The sequence below is a fragment of the Rhodoligotrophos appendicifer genome, assembly GCF_007474605.1.
Lineage (GTDB): Bacteria > Pseudomonadota > Alphaproteobacteria > Rhizobiales > Im1 > Rhodoligotrophos > Rhodoligotrophos appendicifer.
Map to the genome: position 1 here is coordinate 192,881 of NZ_VHKL01000011.1, position 17,600 is coordinate 210,480.

The 17,600-nt window shown below is 64.3% G+C and carries 16 protein-coding genes; 13 read left to right on the forward strand and 3 right to left on the reverse strand.

Annotated features, from left to right (window positions below):
• The first annotated feature begins 19 nt into the window (after positions 1-19).
• The 12 genes from FKM97_RS22775 to FKM97_RS22830 all read left to right on the forward strand — a co-directional run bounded on the left by FKM97_RS22775 (position 20) and on the right by FKM97_RS22830 (position 13,642).
• The gene (locus FKM97_RS22775) at positions 20-907 is read left to right on the forward strand and encodes a LysR family transcriptional regulator (protein ID WP_170241083.1); all 888 of its coding nucleotides are present in this window, start codon (positions 20-22) and stop codon (positions 905-907) included.
• Positions 908-1,053: 146 nt separating this feature from the next.
• On the forward strand, positions 1,054-2,553 hold the full coding sequence (locus FKM97_RS22780) for an aldehyde dehydrogenase (RefSeq protein ID WP_144294752.1): 1,500 nt from the start codon (positions 1,054-1,056) through the stop codon (positions 2,551-2,553).
• A 117-nt stretch (positions 2,554-2,670) separates the two neighbouring features.
• Positions 2,671-3,651 carry an LLM class flavin-dependent oxidoreductase gene (locus tag FKM97_RS22785; RefSeq protein WP_170241084.1) on the forward strand — a complete coding sequence of 327 codons (981 nt, stop codon included), beginning with the start codon at positions 2,671-2,673 and terminating at the stop codon, positions 3,649-3,651.
• 35 nt (positions 3,652-3,686) lie between these two features.
• Entirely contained in the window at positions 3,687-4,019 is a 333-nt protein-coding gene (locus FKM97_RS22790; protein WP_144294754.1) for an NIPSNAP family protein, read from the forward strand.
• 31 nt (positions 4,020-4,050) lie between these two features.
• Entirely contained in the window at positions 4,051-5,058 is a 1,008-nt protein-coding gene (gene fgd, locus FKM97_RS22795; RefSeq protein WP_144294755.1) for a glucose-6-phosphate dehydrogenase (coenzyme-F420), read from the forward strand.
• 19 nt (positions 5,059-5,077) lie between these two features.
• Positions 5,078-5,761: a 2-phospho-L-lactate guanylyltransferase gene (cofC, locus tag FKM97_RS22800; RefSeq protein ID WP_170241085.1), complete on the forward strand. Its 684-nt coding sequence runs from the start codon at positions 5,078-5,080 to the stop codon at positions 5,759-5,761.
• Positions 5,758-8,220: a 5-amino-6-(D-ribitylamino)uracil--L-tyrosine 4-hydroxyphenyl transferase CofH gene (gene cofH / locus FKM97_RS22805; RefSeq protein ID WP_144294757.1), complete on the forward strand. Its 2,463-nt coding sequence runs from the start codon at positions 5,758-5,760 to the stop codon at positions 8,218-8,220. Before cofC ends, cofH begins: the two co-directional genes overlap by 4 nt.
• A gap of 160 nt (positions 8,221-8,380) precedes the next feature.
• Positions 8,381-9,478 (forward strand): extracellular solute-binding protein, encoded by a 1,098-nt coding sequence (locus FKM97_RS22810; protein ID WP_144294758.1) that lies wholly within the window; start codon positions 8,381-8,383, stop codon positions 9,476-9,478.
• A gap of 70 nt (positions 9,479-9,548) precedes the next feature.
• Positions 9,549-10,694, forward strand: a complete 1,146-nt coding sequence (locus tag FKM97_RS22815) for an ABC transporter ATP-binding protein (RefSeq protein WP_144294759.1) — start codon at positions 9,549-9,551, stop codon at positions 10,692-10,694.
• Positions 10,694-11,629 carry an ABC transporter permease gene (locus FKM97_RS22820; protein WP_144294760.1) on the forward strand — a complete coding sequence of 312 codons (936 nt, stop codon included), beginning with the start codon at positions 10,694-10,696 and terminating at the stop codon, positions 11,627-11,629. The genes FKM97_RS22815 and FKM97_RS22820 overlap by 1 nt, the downstream gene beginning before the upstream one ends.
• 8 nt (positions 11,630-11,637) lie before the next feature.
• Positions 11,638-12,417 carry an ABC transporter permease gene (locus tag FKM97_RS22825; RefSeq protein ID WP_144294761.1) on the forward strand — a complete coding sequence of 260 codons (780 nt, stop codon included), beginning with the start codon at positions 11,638-11,640 and terminating at the stop codon, positions 12,415-12,417.
• Positions 12,418-12,511: 94 nt separating this feature from the next.
• Positions 12,512-13,642, forward strand: coding sequence for an acyl-CoA dehydrogenase family protein (locus tag FKM97_RS22830; RefSeq protein ID WP_144294762.1), 1,131 nt, complete (start codon positions 12,512-12,514; stop codon positions 13,640-13,642).
• Here the strand turns inward: FKM97_RS22830 and FKM97_RS22835 are convergent.
• The gene (locus FKM97_RS22835) at positions 13,639-14,763 is read right to left on the reverse strand and encodes an NADH:flavin oxidoreductase/NADH oxidase (RefSeq protein ID WP_144294796.1); all 1,125 of its coding nucleotides are present in this window, start codon (positions 14,761-14,763) and stop codon (positions 13,639-13,641) included. The two genes, FKM97_RS22830 and FKM97_RS22835, sit on opposite strands and share 4 nt — an antisense overlap.
• 4 nt (positions 14,764-14,767) lie before the next feature.
• Complete coding sequence (locus FKM97_RS22840; RefSeq protein ID WP_144294763.1) at positions 14,768-15,577, reverse strand: SDR family NAD(P)-dependent oxidoreductase; 810 nt, start codon at positions 15,575-15,577, stop codon at positions 14,768-14,770.
• 164 nt (positions 15,578-15,741) lie between these two features.
• On the opposite strand from FKM97_RS22840, the gene FKM97_RS22845 reads away from it, so the two are divergent.
• Positions 15,742-16,584 carry an IclR family transcriptional regulator gene (locus FKM97_RS22845; RefSeq protein ID WP_144294764.1) on the forward strand — a complete coding sequence of 281 codons (843 nt, stop codon included), beginning with the start codon at positions 15,742-15,744 and terminating at the stop codon, positions 16,582-16,584.
• Positions 16,585-16,587: 3 nt separating this feature from the next.
• Here FKM97_RS22845 and FKM97_RS22850 read toward each other — a convergent pair whose 3' ends face one another.
• Complete coding sequence (locus FKM97_RS22850; protein ID WP_144294765.1) at positions 16,588-17,577, reverse strand: aldo/keto reductase; 990 nt, start codon at positions 17,575-17,577, stop codon at positions 16,588-16,590.
• Between the last annotated feature and the right edge of the window lie 23 nt (positions 17,578-17,600).

A 17,600-nucleotide genomic window follows, 5' to 3' on the forward strand; every position in this document is an offset into this window, starting at 1 on the left:
GCCGCGGGGAGGAGCCCTCATGAACATCGTCCTTGCCAAGACGTTCCTCGAACTGCTGAACGCCCGCAACTTCAACAAGGCGGCGGACCGACTTTGCGTCACGCAATCCACGGTAACCGTCAGGATCGCCGCCCTGGAGGAGCAACTCGGACAGCAGCTCTTCACGCGTGACAAATCGGGCGTCGAGCTGACGGTCGCGGGGCGAAAGTTCCAGCCTTACGCGGAGCTCCTGTTGCAGACCTGGCAGCATGCCCGCCAGGAGTTGGCGCTTTCCGACAGCCAGTCGGTGATGTTCTCAGTGGGGATCAACAGCGCCTTGTGGGAGGGCTTTGCCGGACCGTGGCTCCTGGAGTTGCAGAAGGCGCAGCCCAATGTGGCGCTGAACGTGGATGTGGGCGCCTCATCGGGGCTGCTGGAAAAGCTCGCGCAGGGTTTCCTCGATGCCGCCCTGCTCTATGAACCCAATCCCCGCAAGGACATCGTCATCCACGAGCTGATGGATGAGGATTTCATTCTCGTGTCCACCTATCCGCGGCGGGCCGAGCGCTGGAACCCCCATTATGTCTATGTGCAGTGGGGGGAGGACTTCCAGCATCAACACAGAGCCATCATGCCGAATGAAATCACCCCGCCGGTGAGCTTCACCGATGGCAGGATCGCCCTCGACTTCATTCTCGCCCGGGGTGGGTCGGGATATTTCCCGCTGCGACAGATCCGCGAATTGCTGGATGAGGAAAAGCTCTTCGTCGTCGAGGACGCAGGCTTCATGACCCGCCGGATCTATATCGCCCATACGGAGGCGCTGCATCAGCAGGACTGGTTCGCGGAAGCCATGGACAGCCTCTTGCGCCACCGGGACGGCATCCAGCTGCAGCATGACAGCTTCCGACAGGCGATCCACGCCTGAGTTCGCGACTTATTGGCTTTTCCGATCGCGTTGATGACATCTTTTCATTGTACGCACGCGTTCGGCCCGTGCAAGGAATTGGACACAATATCGGTCGCCTGATCTGGTGATCTTCTTGTCTCTAACCCTTAGGACGGGCAAGATTGATGAATTCATTGACAACATACGAAGACAATCTTGCGTATTCAAAGTCACTGCGCTTTGGGACCCAAGCTTTTATCGGCGGCAAGTTCGTCAATTCGCTCTCGGGCAAGACATTCGAGACGGTTTCTCCTATTTCCGGCAAGGTGATCGCCAGCGTAGCGGAGACCGACAAAGAGGATGTCGATCTCGCGGTCGCGGCTGCGCGCAAGGCCTTCGACACGGGGGTGTGGCGCAACATGGCCCCGGCCCGACGCAAGGCCATCATGTTGAAATGGGCCGATCTCATGGAGAAAAATGCCCGTGAGCTCGCCCTGCTCGATGTGCTCGACATGGGAAAACCGATCAAGGACGCGCTGACCATCGACCTGCCCGGTTCCGTCAACTGCTACCGCTGGTATGCGGAAGCCATCGACAAGATCTATGACGAGATCTGTCCGAGCGATCCGGGCCGCATGGTGCTGGTGATGCGGGAGCCGCTGGGCGTCGTCGCCTGCGTCGTGCCGTGGAACTTTCCCATGATGATGACGTCCTGGAAGGTCGCGCCGGCCCTGATCACCGGCAACTCCATCATCCTGAAGCCCGCCGAGCAGTCGCCGTTGAGCGCGATCCGCATCGCGGAGCTTGCCGCGGAGGCGGGCATTCCAGAGGGTGTGTTCAACGTCCTGCCCGGCTACGGCCCCACGACCGGGCAAGCGCTGGGACGCCACCCGGACGTCGACTGCATCGCCTTCACGGGTTCGACCGAAGTCGGCAAGCTGTTCATGAAGTATTCGGCCGAGTCCAACATGAAGGCCGTCAATCTCGAATGTGGCGGCAAGAGCCCGCATATCATCATGAGTGACGCGCCGGATGTGAACGCCGCAGCGACGGCAGCGGCATGGGCCGTGTTCTTCAACCAGGGCCAGGCCTGCAATGCCGGCACGAGGTTGCTGGTGGAGGCCTCGGTCAAGGACCAGGTGCTCGAAAAGATCGTCTCGATCGGCCAGTCGATCACCGTCGGCGATCCGCTCGATCCGGCCAGCCAGATGGGCGCGGTCGTGGACGACACGCAGATGAACCGCATCCTCGGCTATATCGATGACGGCAAGGCCGCGGGCGCCAAGATCGTGCTTGGCGGCGAGAGGCGGCGGGAGGAGTCGGGCGGCTTCTACATCGCGCCCACCGTCTTCGACGGCGTCGACAATGGCATGCGCATCGCCCAGGAAGAGATCTTCGGCCCGGTCATGTCGACGATCTCGTTCAAGGATACGGACGAGGCCATCCGGATCGCCAATGACACGGTCTACGGGCTCTATGCGGCGGTCTGGACCAAGGACATCAACAAGGCCTTCAAGGTGGTGCGCGGCGTCAGGGCGGGGGCCGTGAACGTGAACACCTATTCCGGCGGCGACATCACCACGCCCTTCGGCGGCTTCAAGCAGTCGGGCCAGGGTCGCGACAAGTCGCTGCATGCGATGGAGAAATATACCGCACTGAAGGCGTCCTGCATCGTCCTTTCCTGAGGACTTCAGACACAGCCAGAGCCGGCCAGCCGAATAGGGTTGCGGAGCATGGACCGCGGCCGACGGGAGAGGCTTGCCGGCTCGCAGCAGAAATACGCAGTCGATCGAGGTGAGTCGATGCTGATTGACACAGAATTTCCCAATGCCCGGGAGGGCGTCTTCGTGCCGCCGGGCTTTGCGACACCGGACGAGATGATCGACATCGTCAAGTTCTGCGAAGACATGGGATACAACGCCCTGTGGGGCACGGATTTCATCACCCCGACACCCATGTACGGGATCCCCGAGGGCGAGAAGCCCGACTGGTACGAACCGCTGATCTCCATCGCCTTCTGCGCGGCGCATACCTCCCGGATCAAGCTCGGAACGGGCCTCATCCTGGCGCCCTTCCGCGAGCCGGTGATCCTGGCCAAGCAGGTGGCCGCCATCGATCAATTCAGCAAGGGGCGGATGCTGCTGGGACTCGGGCTCGGCATGTGCCGGGACGAATTCGAGGCGCTGAACCCGCGGCGGCCCAAGGCGCATCGAGGCAACATGATGGAGGAGTCCATCGAGCTCCTTCAGCGCTTCTTCAGCGACGAGCCGAGCGTCACGCATGAGGGCGAGTATTATGCCGTCAAGGGCGTGAGCCTCTATCCGAAACCCGTACAGAAGCCGATGCCGATCTACGTCCCGTTGCGGGCGGAGGGCGCGCTCGACCGCATCGCCCGCTTCGGCCTGGGCGTGACCGCCCCCTTCGCCATCCTGCCGGATCGGCTCAAGGCCCTCGAGCCGCATCTGGAGAAATACGGCCGCAGCCGCGCCGACGTCGATGCCATCGCGGAGGCCGAGGTCTTCTTCGGCAAGACCCGGGAAGACGCCATCGCCCGCTACCAGACCACCCGCCACGGGCAGTTCCGCCTCAAGCGGCAGCCGCTGGAGGCCTTCCTCGCCCACAATTTCGTCGGCACGGTGGACGACGTGCTGGAGGGGATGATGCGGGTGAAGGAGGCCGGGATCGAGCATTTCAACATTCTGCATGTCCCCGGCGATACCATCGCGGCGCGCAAGGAGCTGCTGCAGACATTCTCCGAAGAGATCATGCCGAAAATGGCATGAGGCCCCCATTCCCAACCTGATGAAGGACTTTCGCGATGATCTATGAAATGCGCCGCTACGATGCCTTTCCGGGCAAGATGGCAAACTTGCACGAGCTGATGGAGACCCTGGCGATCCCGGTGTTCAAACGTCTCGGCATGACCGTGGTCGGCTGTTGGAACCCGGCGGTGGGCGATGACGAGAACGCGCTCATGTATCTTCTCGCCTATCCCGACATGGGGGCTCGCCAGAAGGCCTGGGACAGCTTCTGGGTCGATCCGGAATGGACGAAGGGACGGGCCGAGCTCGCCGCCAAGTTCGGCGGGCCGATCGTGGCCAAGAGCAACAGCGTGTTCCTGAAGCCGGCGGCCTATTCCGCGCTGAAGTGAGATTGGACTGAACAGGCCGGGAGACAGAGGCGTGTCGATCAAACTCGGATACAAGGCGTCGGCCGAACAGTTCGGACCGACGGAGCTGCTGGATTATGCAGTGCTGGCGGAACAAGCGGGATTTGAGTCGGTGTTCATCAGCGACCATTTCCAGCCCTGGCGCCATACAGGCGGACATGCCCCCTTCTCCTTTGCCTGGCTGGGGGCTCTTGGGGCGAAGACCTCGCGGATCGTCATGGGCACCAGCGTCATGACGCCCACCTTCCGCTATCATCCCTCCATCGTCGCCCATTGCTTCGGCACATTGGGGGCGATGTTTCCGGGGCGGGTCATCCTCGGGGTCGGGACGGGTGAATCCCTCAACGAGGTGCCGGCGACTCGCATGGAGTGGCCCGAGCTGAAGGAGCGCTTCGCCCGCCTGCGAGAGTCGATCGACCTCATCCGCCGGCTCTGGACCGAGGATCGGCTCACCTTCGAAGGCGAATACTACAAGACCGAGAAGGCGACGATCTACGACCGCCCGGACCGTCTGGTGCCGATCTACATCGCCGGGGCCGGGCCGATGATCGCCAAATATTCCGGCCGGGTGGCGGATGGCTTCATCTGCACCAGCGGCAAGGCGATGGAGCTCTATCGCGATACGCTCCTGCCCAATGTGGAGGCCGGCCTCGATGCTGCAGGACGTCCCCATGACGCGATCGACCGCATGATCGAGATGAAGGTCTCCTTCGACACCGATCGCCAGAAGGCCATGGAGGACACGAAGTTCTGGGCGGCCCTGGCGCTGTCGCAGGAAGAGAAGATGTCGGTGGAAGATCCCCTCGAGATGGAGCGGCTGGCCGACGCGCTGCCCGTGGAAAGAGCTGCACGCCGCTGGATCGTCTCGAACGATCCCGACGAGCATGTCGAGAAGATCCGCCCCTATGTGGAACTCGGCTTCCGGCATCTCGTGTTCCATGCACCCGGACCGGACCAGGCCCGATTCATCAAGCTCTATTCGGAGCAGGTGTTCCCCAAGCTCCGGAAAGCCTTCGGATAGCCGAGGAGCGGGCACCGCCATGGTCTCGAACCGCACGATCTGGGCCGTTGTCGCCTTCAAGGGCTTCGCTACCGCCAAGCAGCGGCTGTCTCCCGTCTTCTCAAGCCGCTTCCGGGAGGCGCTGTCCCGCGCCATGCTGGAGGATGTCCTGACGATGCTGCGCGGGGTGCCTGGACTGGCCGGGGTGATGGTGGCCACGCCGGACCGGGCGGCGGCCGACATCGCCCATGGTCATGGTGCCGCCGTGATCGAGGACAGTCCCGGCCAAGACTATGCCGGTGCCGTGACCGAAGCGGCACAGCATCTGGCGACACAGAACAGCGACGGCCTCCTCTGCCTCCCCGCCGACGTGCCGGCGGCCACCGCCGCCGAGGTGACGCGCCTGCTGGCGGGCCATCCGGAGGGGCCGGGATATTCCATCGTGCCCGCCCATGACAGGCGGGGAACGAACGCGATCCTGGTGACGCCCCCTGCTGGCGTGCCCTTCAGTTTCGGCCCCGACAGCTTCCTCCGCCATCTCGCCCTGGCGCGGCAGGCGGGCCTGGACCCCCGGATCGCGATCCTGTCCGGCATCGGCCGCGACCTGGACACAGCGGAGGACTGCCACGCTTTGCTGGCGATGCTGCCGCCCGGCCGCACGCTCGATCTGCTTCAGCAGTCGCGCCTCGATCTGGGCGCACGAGCCCAGCGGACCGCATCATGACGCGCACCTGCTTCCCGCGACTGTCCGATGCCGAGGCGCGCTCTCTGGCGGATCATGGCGACTTGCGGGCGATGATGCGTGCGGCTGCCGAGCGGCGCGATGCCGGCCATGGAGACATCGTCTCCTACTCGCGTAAGGTCTTCATCCCGCTCACCCATCTCTGCCGGGATGTCTGCCATTACTGCACCTTCGCACAACCGCCGCAGAAGGGGCAGGAGGCCTTCCTTACACCGGAGCAAGTGCTTGCGATCGCCCGGGCCGGCGCGGCGGCCGGCTGCAAGGAGGCCCTGTTCACGCTGGGCGACAAGCCGGAACTCCGCTATCGCCTCGCCCGCGACGAACTCGCCCGGCTCGGGCATGCCGATACGCTGTCCTATCTCGCCGCAATGGCGGAGCTGGTTCTGCAGGAGACCGGGCTGCTGCCGCATCTCAATCCCGGCATCATGACGCCGACGGATCTCGCCCGGCTGAGGCCGGTGTCGATCTCCATGGGACTCATGCTGGAGGCCAGCGCGGAGCGCCTGGGCCGGCGCGGCGGGCCGCATCACGGGTCCCCGGACAAGCAGCCCCTGGTGCGCCTGCGGACGATCGACGATGCGGGCCGGGCACGGATTCCCTTCACCTCGGGGATCCTCATAGGCATCGGCGAGACGCGAGCGGAGCGGATCGAGGCGCTGCTGGCGCTGCGGGCGAGCCACGAGGCCCATGGCCATCTCCAGGAGATCATCATCCAGAACTTCCGGGCCAAGCCCGGGACCCGAATGGCCGATGCGCCGGAGCCGAGCGCCGAGGAGCATCTGTGGACCGTGGCCGCGGCGCGGATGATCTTCGAGCCCGCCATGACCATCCAGGCGCCGCCGAACCTCAGCACGGGCAGCCTGGCCGACCTGATCGATGCCGGCATCAACGACTGGGGCGGCGTTTCGCCGGTGACCATCGATCATGTCAATCCGGAAGCGCCCTGGCCCCATCTCGACGCGCTGGCGCGGCAGACCGCCGAGGCCGGCAAGGTCCTGACGGAGCGGCTCGCGCTCTATCCGGCTTACGTCCATGAGGCCGAGGCCTGGGTCGATGGGAGGCTCAGGCGGCCGCTTCTCGAGCATTCGGATGCTCAAGGCTTCGCCCGGCTCGGGCAGTGGACGCCCGGGAGCCTGACCGAACATGACGGCATGGAACCGGACTGGGCTGTCCGCCATGTCGCCACGCCAGCCAGGCGGCAGATCGATCGCGCGATCTCGCGCGCCGAACAGGGGGCCGTTCTCGATGAGCCCGAACTCGTCGCCTTGTTCGGCGCGCGCGGGGAGGACTTCCATCGCGTCTGCGCCGCGGCGGACGGCCTGAGGCGTGCGGCCTGCGGCGACGACGTCACCTATGTCGTCACCCGCAACATCAACTACACGAACATCTGCTCCTTCAAATGCCAGTTCTGCGCCTTCTCGAAGGGCAAGCTCAGCGAGAACCTGCGCGGACGTCCCTATGATCTGGGGCTCGACGAGATCCAGCGGCGGGTCGTGGAGGCCTGGAGCCGAGGCGCCACCGAGGTCTGTCTCCAAGGCGGCATCCATCCGGCCTATACGGGCGAGACCTATCTGGCGATCTTGCGGGCGGTGAAGGACGCCGCACCGGACATGCATGTCCATGCCTTCTCGCCGCTGGAGGTCTTCCAGGGCGCCGCCACGCTGGGAGTTCCGGTCCGGGAGTTCCTGAAGCGGTTGAAAGATGAGGGCCTCGGCAGCCTGCCCGGAACCGCTGCGGAAATCCTGGACGATTCGGTGCGCGCCGTCATCTGCCCGGACAAGATCACAACGGAGGAATGGCTCGCGGTGATGAGGGAGGCCCATGCCCTGGGCCTGCGTTCGACCTCCACCATCATGTTCGGCCATGTGGACCGCCACGAGCACTGGGCTCGGCATCTGCTGAGGCTGCGGAGTTTGCAGGACGAGACCGGCGGCTTCACGGAGTTCGTGCCGCTGCCCTTCGTGCCCATGGAAACGCCGATCTACCTGAAGGGGCGCTCGCGGCGCGGGGCCACGCTGCGCGAAGCCATCCTCATGCATGCCGTGGCCCGGCTCGCCCTGCACCGGTCGATCGCCAACATCCAGGTGTCCTGGGTCAAGATGGGCGTAGAGGGTGCCCGAGCCTGCCTCCAGGCCGGCGCCAACGACCTCGGCGGAACGCTTATGAACGAGACCATATCGCGCGCCGCCGGCGCCTCCCACGGCCAGGAAATGACCCCCGCAGCCCTCCAGCACATCGCCGCCAGTCTCGGGCGCCGCGCCTGGCAACGCACCACTCTCTACGGCACGGCTTCCGAGGAACGGTGTGCCGCCGCCGGCGTCGCGCCTGAGCTCGAGGCGCTCCAATTACGCCCGGCCGAGAAATCAGCAGAGGCATGGATCGAATTCTTCCATCATGACGATAAAAATTCATCGTTTTCAATGGAGGGGATGGGTTCCTAGACTGTGTTCCGGAGGCTGTAACGCCAAGTGGAAAAGGCGTTTTCTCCATGCGCTTCACTAAAACACCGCACCTCGGGAAGTGGAGGAAACAAGAAGCGCGTGGAGCCATAAACTTCAACAAACGGGTTCATTCCTGAACAAACAAAGATGGGGTGGTCATATGACAAAGGATAAGGGGAAAACCGAGTTTTTACTGTCACGGCGGGCGGCGCTGCAGGGAATTGGCGCCTCGATTCCGGCCATGGCATTGGGGAGCGCGTTCGGTGCGCTGCCGGTCCTGGCGCAGGAGGCGAAAGGACCCATCAACTTCATGACCTGGGGCGGAAATTTCGGTAAAGGCATCCGCGTCGCCTTCTCCGAGCCCTTCCAGAAGGAGACCGGCTTCGAGATCAAGGACATCACGCCGTTCAACCTGGGGAAATTCCAGACGGCGATGCGCCACGGCAATCCGGAAGGCTATGACCTCGCCTGGTTCAACGACGAAGTGGACCCCGCCCTGATGGGCGCCCAGGGCATGCTCGAGGAACTCGACTACAGCCAGATGCCCAATGCCAAGAACGCCATCGCCGGCGCGCGCCAGAAATTCGGCGCGGCGCCCTATGTGACGATCTACCCCATGAGCTACAATACGAAGGCGTTCGGCGGCAAGGCGCCGACGGGATGGAAAGACTTCTGGGACATCGAGGGCTTTAAGGGCCCGCGCTCGCTGGGGACCTGGGTCTGTGGCGTGCTGGAAGCCGCGCTCATGGCCGACGGGGTCGCCCCGGACAAGCTCTATCCGCTCGATGAGGACCGGGCGTTCAAGATGCTGGACAAGATCAAGCCGCATATCCGCGTCTTCCACGACACCCAGGCCAATGACGCCGTGCAGCAGATGCTGGAGCAGGGCGAAGTGGTGATGGTCCTGACCTGGGGCAGCGACACCGTCATGGCGCATATGGACGGCCGGCCGATCGACGTCGTCTATGATGAGGGCTTCTATTTCAGTCCGCTGGTAGGCATCGCCAAAGGCTCGAAATATGTGAAGGAGTGTCACCAATACCTGGACAGCTTCTTCGATCCGAAAAAGGAACTCGCCTTCATCAATGCCTGGCCCACATCGCCGGCCAATACCGCCGTGCTGGAGTTGATGACGCCGGAGCAGAAGCAGGCCGTGGCGACGGGGCATCTCGACAAGATGATCAATTTCAACGTCGCGTACTATTCCGAGCATCGTGCTCGGCTACAGCAGAAATACGACAGCTGGCGTATTCTTTAGGGCTCGATCCGGATCGGGGCAGGGTGCACAGTGCATCTGCCCCGTCCCGAAATGATCTCGGAGCATAGTGATGCCTGAAGCGGCTCCCGTGCCGGAGGCCACCGCAATGGCCGGCGCTTCCATTCAGATCAGCAACCTCGAAAAGAGGTTCGGTCACGTCAATGCCGTCCGTAATTTCAGCGTCGACATCTCACGCGGTGAATTCATCTCCGTGCTCGGCGCTTCGGGCAGCGGCAAGACCACCGTGCTGCGGATGATAGCAGGGCTCGAGGATCCCAGTGGCGGGCATATCCTGATCGACGGGAAGGACGCGACCGAATTGCCGCCGGAGGCGCGCGACATCGGCCTGGTGTTTCAGGACTATGCGCTGTTCCCGCATATGAGTGTGCGGGAGAATATCGGCTTTCCGCTGCAAATGCGGGGGCGCAGGAAGTCGGACATCGCCGCGGAGGTGGAGACCATCCTCGCCTTGGTGGGAGCATCGCAGCTTGCCGACCGCAAGCCGAGCCAGCTCTCGGGCGGCCAGCAGCAACGTGTCGCGCTGGCGCGGGCATTGGTGTTCAAGCCGAAGCTGCTGCTGCTGGACGAGCCCTTGTCCGCGCTCGATAAGAATTTGCGCGAGCACATGAAGGCGGAGATCAAATCGCTGCATCGGCGCACGGGCGTCACGGTGATGTATGTGACCCACGACCAGTCCGAGGCGCTCGCCCTCTCCGACCGGATCATCGTGATGCGAGACGGCAGCATCCTCGATATCGACGAACCCAACCGCCTGTACAGCGTGCCCTCCTCATCCTACCTCGCCAGCTTCATCGGCGATGCCAATCTCATCGACGGCAGGATCCGTTCGATCGACGCGGAGACGGCGGTGATCGACTGTCCCATCGGCTCCGTCGAACTGCCCCGGTCGCAAGTGCGCCTCGAGGCGGCAATGCCGCATGACAAGATCAGGCTGGTGGTGCGGCCGGAGAACATCGTGGTCGGGCCGCCCGACACCATGACGGGCCTCATCAGGCTGCGCTGCCGGATCGACGAGATGCTCTATAATGGCGCCAATACGATCTACAGCCTGTCCGGCGTCGAGGCGCCCCTGGTCCTGGCGGCGCGCTGCGGCCAGCATCAGATGGGCGCCTTCGCTCCCGGCGACCAGGTCGATGTCGGGCTGAGGATCGAACGCTCCGTCATCGTTCTGGACGACGGCGAAAGCCTGCGCTGATGAATGTGGCGCCCGTCGAATTCCACGGCGTGAAAGGCCATGTGTCGGGCGGCCGAGGAAGCCCGCCCAGCGGGCAGGGCGCCTCGAAGCCTGCGCTCAGAGCCCTGCGGGGGGAACTCGCGGCCTATGTCTGGCTCGTGCCGGGCATTGCCATGATGATCGCGTTGTTCATCGTCCCCATCATCCTGATCTTTCGCGATGCGATCTACGATCCAGGCCCGACGCTCGGCAATTTCCGCGCCTTGTTCAACGAGCCGCTCTACATACGGGTGTTCTGGAACTCGGTGCGATCGAGCCTGCAGACCACGATCGGCTGCATCCTGATCGGCTATCCGGCCGCCTATGCCATCTTCCAGGCCTCGCCACGACGACGCCGGATGGCGCTCGGGATCCTGCTCTTCGCCTTCGCCGTGGGAACCGTGCCACGGACCTTTTCGTGGCTCGTCATCCTGGGTGACCAGGGCCTGATCAACAAATCCTATTTCTGGCTCACGGGCGCCACCGTGCCGATCCAGCTCCTGTACAACCAGATCGGCGTCATCGTGGGCATGATCCATGTCATGCTGCCCTATATGGTGCTCATCCTGCTCGGTTCGATGATGCGGGTCGGCCCGCGCCTCGTGCCGGCGGCGCGCACATTGGGGGCAAGCCCGACCCGGGCCTTCTATCGGATCTTCCTGCCGCTGACGGCTCCGGGCGTCATTGCCGGCGGCATGCTCGTCTTCGTCTATTCCCTGGGATTCTACCTCGTCCCGGCGGTTCTCGGCGGCGCATCCCAGACCACCGTCGTCATGCAGATCGAGAGCCTCGCCATGAAATCGGGGATCTGGGGCATGGGCGCGGCCTTGTCAGCCGTCGTCATCATCGTCTCCATGCTGGGCGCCTCGCTCTATGTGCGGGTGACCGGCCTGAGCGACGTCACCCGGCGAGATTGAGGAGATCCATGGCAAAGCCTGCACAGATCATCCTACCAGCCTTCCTCATCCTGGTGCTCTTTTTCCTGGTCGCTCCGATCTTCGTCTCGGCGAGCGTGTCCTTCACGGCAAGCCGCTTCATGACCTTTCCGCCCGAAGGGTTCTCCTGGCGCTGGTATGGCGTGATCATGAGCGATTCGAAGTGGCGCGGGTCGCTGTTCGACACCGTGGTGATCGGCGCGCTCTGCACCTTGATCGCGACCACGGTGGGGACCCTTTCGGCCTATGGCATCAGCCGCATCCGGCAGCCTTTCATCCGCAACGCTGTGCTGGTCGTCTTCCTGGCTCCGCTGGTCGTGCCCTATGTGTCCTTCGGGATGGCCGTCTACCCCGTCTTCGCGTGGTATCGGCTGATCGGGACCTATCCCGGCGTCGCTCTTGCCCAAGCGGTGATTTCCATCCCCTTCGTGGTCATCACCGTGATCTCCACCATCCGTCGCCGGGACCAGACCCTGGAGGCGGCCGCGCGCACCCTGGGGGCCACGCCCTTGAAAGCGTTTCGCTATGTGGTGCTGCCCCTGCTCACCCCGGGCATTCTCGCGGGAGCGGTGCTGGCCTTCATGACCTCCTTCGACGACGTGATCATGCCGATCTTCCTCGGTGGGGCGACCGTCGCCACGGTGCCGAAGACCATGCTGGACTCCCTGGCGCTGTCCAGCGATCCCTCGGTCATGGCCGCGTCCACGATCATCTCCATGGTGGGGCTGGCGGCGTTCCTCCTGGTCAGCAGTCTGCGACGGGCGGAGTAAAGGACAACCGGCGCCCGCCACACCAGTTCTTCAGCTCAGCCCGAAATCCATGATAGGAAATGTCCCGAGATTCACAGGTAATCCCGGAGATCGAATGCGTAGGGTGCTGAGCAGCGAACACGAGATTTTCCGACAGACCGTCCGGCATTTCGTCGAGAGCGAAATCGCTCCGCATCATGCGCGCTGGGAGGAGGAAGGGATCGTCCCCCGGGATGTGTGGCTGGCGGCCGGCGAGGCGGGCCTGCTGCTCTGTGCGATCCCCGAGGAGTATGGCGGCGGGGGCGGCGATTTCGGTCATTCGGCGGTGGTCATCGAGGAACTGGCCCGGGTGAATGCGAGCGGCATCGGCTTCCCGCTGCATTCGGACATCGTCGCGCCCTATCTGCAGGCCTATGCCTCGGAGGAGATGAAGGCGCGCTGGCTGCCGCGCATGGCGAAGGGCGAGATGATCGGTGCCATCGCCATGACCGAGCCCGGAGCGGGCAGCGACCTGAAGGCGGTGCGGACCTCGGCGCGGCGCGACGGAGACGACTACGTCCTGAACGGGCAGAAGACGTTCATCACCAATGGGCAGAATGCGGGGCTGGTGATCGTCGTCGCCAAAACCGATCCGGCGCTGGGGGCCAAGGGGATCTCGCTGTTCGGGGTCGAGGAGGGGACACCGGGCTTCGCAAAGGGTCGCAAGCTCAAGAAGATCGGGTTGCTGGCGCAGGACACTTCGGAGCTGTTCTTCGACGAGGTCCGGGTGTCGGCCGCCTGCCGCCTGGGGGAGGAGAATTCAGGTTTTCCCTATCTGATGCACAACCTGCCGCAGGAACGTCTCATCATCGCGCTACGGGCAGCGGCGTCGATCGAGAGCCTGCTGGACGTAACAATCGCCTATACGCGCGACCGGAAGATCTTCGGGAAAGCGGTGGCGGAGTTCCAGAACACACGGTTCAAGCTGGCGGAGGCGAAGGCACAGGCGGCGATGCTGCGGGCCTATGTAGACCAGTGCCTCGGGCTGCATCTGGAGGGGATGCTGGAGTCGGTCGATGCCGCCCAGGTGAAACTGGTCGCCACCGAAATGCAGAACCGCTTGCTGGACGAGTTCCTGCAGCTCCATGGCGGCTATGGCTATATGAGCGAGTATGGCATTGGCCGCGCCTGGGTCGATGCGCGGGTGATGCGCATCTATGGCGGCAGCTCGGAAGTGATGAAGGAGATCATCGCCCGGACGCTCTAGGCCGGCGGCAGGGCGTGGGCGAGCGGATAGCCCTTCCAGGCACCGGGCAAAGCTTTGCGGTAGGGGACGGGATAGGGGACCGTCTCGCCCAAGGCGGCGGCCGCGTGCCAGGCCCAACGGGGATCATCGAGGAAGCCGCGTCCCACGGCCACGAGGTCGGCATCGCCCGAAGCGATCACCTGGTCGGCCTGCTGCGCCGTCACGATCATCCCGACCGCCATGGCCTGGATCCCGGCCTCGCGACGCACCGCACGGGCGAAGGGCACCATGTAGCCCGGCGTCACCGGCGGTGGCTTGATGTGGGGCGAGCCGGCCCCGCCCGAGGTGGTCATGTAGGCGACGCCCAGGTCCTTGAGGGCCTTCGCATAGGCGATGGTGTCGTCCAGGGTAACGCCGTCATCGTGCCAATCCTCGCCATTGGCGCGGACGCCGAGGGGCTTTGTGGGGGACAGAGCCGCGCGCACGCCGGCGATCACCTCCAGGGGGAAACGGTGCCGGTTCTCCCGCGAGCCGCCATAATCGTCCTGGCGGTGGTTCGAGTTCGGTGCGCGAAAGGCGTGGAGCAGATAGCCGTGGGCGCCGTGGATCTCGACCAGGTCGAAGCCGCAGCGGTCGGCGCGGCGGGCGGCGTCGGCGAAGGCTTCGCGCACCTCCACCAGGCCGCGGGCATCAAGGGCCTCGGGTTCGGCCCAGCCGTCGCTATAGGACACGGCCGAGGGCGCGATGCCGGGCCAGCCGCCTTCCTCGGCCAGCAAGGGGCGCGCGCGCTCGCCATCGCCGGGCACGGTGCGTGCGCCCTTGCGGCCGGCATGGCCGAGCTGGATGCCGATCGCGATGTCCGAATTCTGCCGGATGTCCTCGATGAGCCGGGCGAAGGCTTCCTCCTGCTGGTCGTTGTAGAGGCCGAGGTCCCGCAGCGAAATGCGGCCCCGGGCCTCGACGGCGGTGCATTCGACGATCATCAGGCCGGCGCCGGACAGGCTGAGCCCGCCCAGATGGAATCTATGCCAGGAGGTGAGCAGGCCGTCGGCCGCGGCGCTGTACATGCACATGGGCGAGACGGCGATGCGGTTGGCGAGCGTCAGGCCGTCGAGAGTGAGAGGTGTGAAGAGATGGCTCATGGGATCACCGTGGCTTGAAGCCGACCATGCGGGTGATGCCGCCATCGACGATCAACTCCTGGCCGGTGATGTAGCGGGCATGGTCGGAAGCGAGGAACAGGGCGGCGTGGGCGATATCCCAGGCATCGCCCATGCGGCCCATGGGGACCGCCTCGGCCCGGCGACGCCGGACCTCATCCATCTGCGCGGCGCCCGCGATGGCGCTGTAGGGGGCGACGATGGTCGGCGTGTCCATGAGGCCCGGGGTGACCACATTGGCGCGGATGCCGCGGGAGGCATGCTCGAGGGCGATCGCCCGGGTGAATTGGGTGACACCCGCCTTCGACGCTTCGTAGCTGGCCATGGGCGAGCCGAGCCAGCGCATGGAGGATATGGAGGAAATGTTGACGATGGCGCCGCTGCCGGCTTCGATCATGGCGGGAAGCACGGTGCGGCAGGTCAGGAACATGCTGCGCAGGTTGATGGCGAAGATGTCGTCCCAGTCCTTGGCCGAGACATCCACCGTGGCGCCGGGGCGGGTGAGACCGACATTGTTGTGGAGGACATCGATGCGGTCGGTGGCGGCGAAGACCTGATCGAACAGTGCCAGGATGCTGTCCTCGGAGGTCACGTCGACGGTCCCGACCTCGCAGGCGCCGCCTTCGCCGCGGATGATCTCCTGAGTCTCGCGTGCGGCTTCGAGATTGACATCGGCGGCGAAGACGCGGGCCCCTTCGCGCGCATAGAGCACGGCGGCCGCCTTGCCATTGCCCCAGCCGGGCCCGATGGAGCCGGCGCCGACCACCACTACGATCTTGTCCTTGAAACGATTCATGCTCCTGCTCCCCGGGTCAGACGGTCGCCGAAAAAGTCTCTGCAGTTCTTTGGAATAGTGCCTTCTCCATCACGAATGATTTTCTTCTGGAAGAATATAATTTATCGCAGTGCAGCACTCTGTTATAATTCTCGATAGCGAATAGCGACCAACCGGGAACCTTCATGGCCGATGCCGTCCTCATGGCGAAACGCTCCAAAGATGCACAATCTGCGGGGACCGAAAGACCGGCCGCTCGGGTCGACGGCGAGGCCTCGCCAGCCGCAAAGGTCGTCGGCGCCGTTTCGAGCGCGGTGAAGATCCTGCGCTATCTCAGCCGCAGCCCGGACCCGGTCGGCGTCACCCGCATCGCCAAGGACCTCAAACTCAACCCGTCGACCTGCTTCAACATCCTGCGGACGCTGGCCGGGGACGATTTCGTCGCCTTCGATCCGGCGGCAAAAACCTATGTGATCAGCTGGGGCGTCATGGATCTGGCCCGAGGCGCGACAGCCTTGCGCGGGGACATCAGTTCGGTGCAGCCGGTGATGGAGCGCATCGCTCTCGATCACGGGGTGACGGTGACCCTGTGGCAGCCCATCTCGCAGAACCGCAAGGTCCTGATCCTGAGCGCGCATACGCGCAATGCGATGCGGATCCAGATGTCGGTCGGGCAAAGGCTGCCCATCCTCATCGGTGCCACCGGACGGGTCATGGCCGCCTTCTCGACCCTTTCCAGGGCGGACATCCGCAAGCGTTTCGACGAGATCCGCTGGGATCGGCCGATCAGCTTCGAAGATTTCCTGCAGCAGGTGCGGGAGACCGCCGAGCAGGGATGGTCGATCGACGATGGAAATTTCGCCGCCGGAACCGTCTCCGTCGCCGTGCCGATCCTGAATGATGCGGGAACCGCGACCATGGCGGTCACGGCCACGATGTTCGCCGGGCAATACGACAAGGAGCGGGCCGCCTCGGTCGTCGCCGACCTGCAGGAGTTCGCCCTGCGGTGCAAGCATCTCGCCGGCTGATCGTCAGGAGACCGCCGGCGTCGGCACCCAGTGGCGCGAGCCTGCGAATTCCGTGGAGGAGAGGTCGATGGAGGCCAGCTCCTCCTTCGTCAGCAGAATATCGACGGCGCCGGCATTCTCCTCGAGATATTTGATCCGCTTCGTCCCCGGGATGGGCACGATGTCGTTGCCCTGGCCGAACAGCCAGGCGAGCGCGATCTGGCCCAGGGTGCAGCCACGCTTGGCCGCCAGGGCCTTCACATTCTGCAGGAGCTCGAGATTGCGATCGATGTTGCCTTCCTGGAAGCGCGGCGAGTTCTGGCGGATGTCGTTGTCGTTCAAGACGGACGTGGAGGTGATGGCGCCGGTCAGGAAGCCGCGGCCGAGGGGACTGTACGGCACGAAGGCGATGTCGAGGGCACGGCAGGCCGGCAGGGTCTCGGCCTCGACGGCGCGTTCCCAGAGGGAATATTCCGACTGCAGGGCGGCAATGGGATGGACCGCGCTGGCGCGCTTCAGGATGTCGGCGCCGACCTCGGAGAGACCGATGCCACGGATCTTGCCTTCGTTCATCAGCTGGCCGAGTGCGCCCACGGTGTCTTCGATGGGGATGTTCGGGTCCATGCGGTGGACGTAATAAAGATCGATGTAATCGGTGCCGAGGCGCTTGAGGGAGGCTTCGCAACAGGCGCGCATATAGTCGGGGCGGTTGTTCAGGTCGCGGTCGTAGAGACTGCCGGAGGGGCCGGTCGGATCCCGCACGATCCCGAATTTCGAGGCTACCAGCACCCGTTCGCGGCGGCCCGCGATGGCCTTGCCGACGAGCTCCTCGTTATGGCCGCGGCCATAGATGTCAGAGGTGTCGAGCATGGTGATGCCGAGTTCGATGGTGCGGTCGAGGGTCTTGAGCGACTGGGCGTCGTCCTGGGGACCGTAGAATTCGGACATGCCCATGCAGCCGAGCCCCAGGGCCGAGCTGAGCAGTCCCGATTTTCCAAGCCGTACCTGGCGCATGTTCTTCCTCCTGCCGACGATGG

What these genes read in the sequence shown, in the direction of transcription:
- FKM97_RS22850 (WP_144294765.1), bottom strand. Translation starts at nt 17,577, where the DNA reads ATGCGCCAGGTACGGCTTGGAAAATCGGGACTGCTCAGCTCGGCCCTG.
- FKM97_RS22820 (WP_144294760.1), top strand. Translation starts at nt 10,694, where the DNA reads ATGAATGTGGCGCCCGTCGAATTCCACGGCGTGAAAGGCCATGTGTCG.
- FKM97_RS22780 (WP_144294752.1), top strand. Translation starts at nt 1,054, where the DNA reads ATGAATTCATTGACAACATACGAAGACAATCTTGCGTATTCAAAGTCA.
- FKM97_RS22830 (WP_144294762.1), top strand. Translation starts at nt 12,512, where the DNA reads ATGCGTAGGGTGCTGAGCAGCGAACACGAGATTTTCCGACAGACCGTC.
- FKM97_RS22845 (WP_144294764.1), top strand. Translation starts at nt 15,742, where the DNA reads ATGGCCGATGCCGTCCTCATGGCGAAACGCTCCAAAGATGCACAATCT.
- FKM97_RS22835 (WP_144294796.1), bottom strand. Translation starts at nt 14,763, where the DNA reads ATGAGCCATCTCTTCACACCTCTCACTCTCGACGGCCTGACGCTCGCC.
- FKM97_RS22790 (WP_144294754.1), top strand. Translation starts at nt 3,687, where the DNA reads ATGATCTATGAAATGCGCCGCTACGATGCCTTTCCGGGCAAGATGGCA.
- FKM97_RS22785 (WP_170241084.1), top strand. Translation starts at nt 2,671, where the DNA reads ATGCTGATTGACACAGAATTTCCCAATGCCCGGGAGGGCGTCTTCGTG.
- FKM97_RS22815 (WP_144294759.1), top strand. Translation starts at nt 9,549, where the DNA reads ATGCCTGAAGCGGCTCCCGTGCCGGAGGCCACCGCAATGGCCGGCGCT.
- FKM97_RS22825 (WP_144294761.1), top strand. Translation starts at nt 11,638, where the DNA reads ATGGCAAAGCCTGCACAGATCATCCTACCAGCCTTCCTCATCCTGGTG.
- FKM97_RS22775 (WP_170241083.1), top strand. Translation starts at nt 20, where the DNA reads ATGAACATCGTCCTTGCCAAGACGTTCCTCGAACTGCTGAACGCCCGC.
- FKM97_RS22810 (WP_144294758.1), top strand. Translation starts at nt 8,381, where the DNA reads ATGACAAAGGATAAGGGGAAAACCGAGTTTTTACTGTCACGGCGGGCG.
- cofC (WP_170241085.1), top strand. Translation starts at nt 5,078, where the DNA reads ATGGTCTCGAACCGCACGATCTGGGCCGTTGTCGCCTTCAAGGGCTTC.
- FKM97_RS22840 (WP_144294763.1), bottom strand. Translation starts at nt 15,577, where the DNA reads ATGAATCGTTTCAAGGACAAGATCGTAGTGGTGGTCGGCGCCGGCTCC.
- cofH (WP_144294757.1), top strand. Translation starts at nt 5,758, where the DNA reads ATGACGCGCACCTGCTTCCCGCGACTGTCCGATGCCGAGGCGCGCTCT.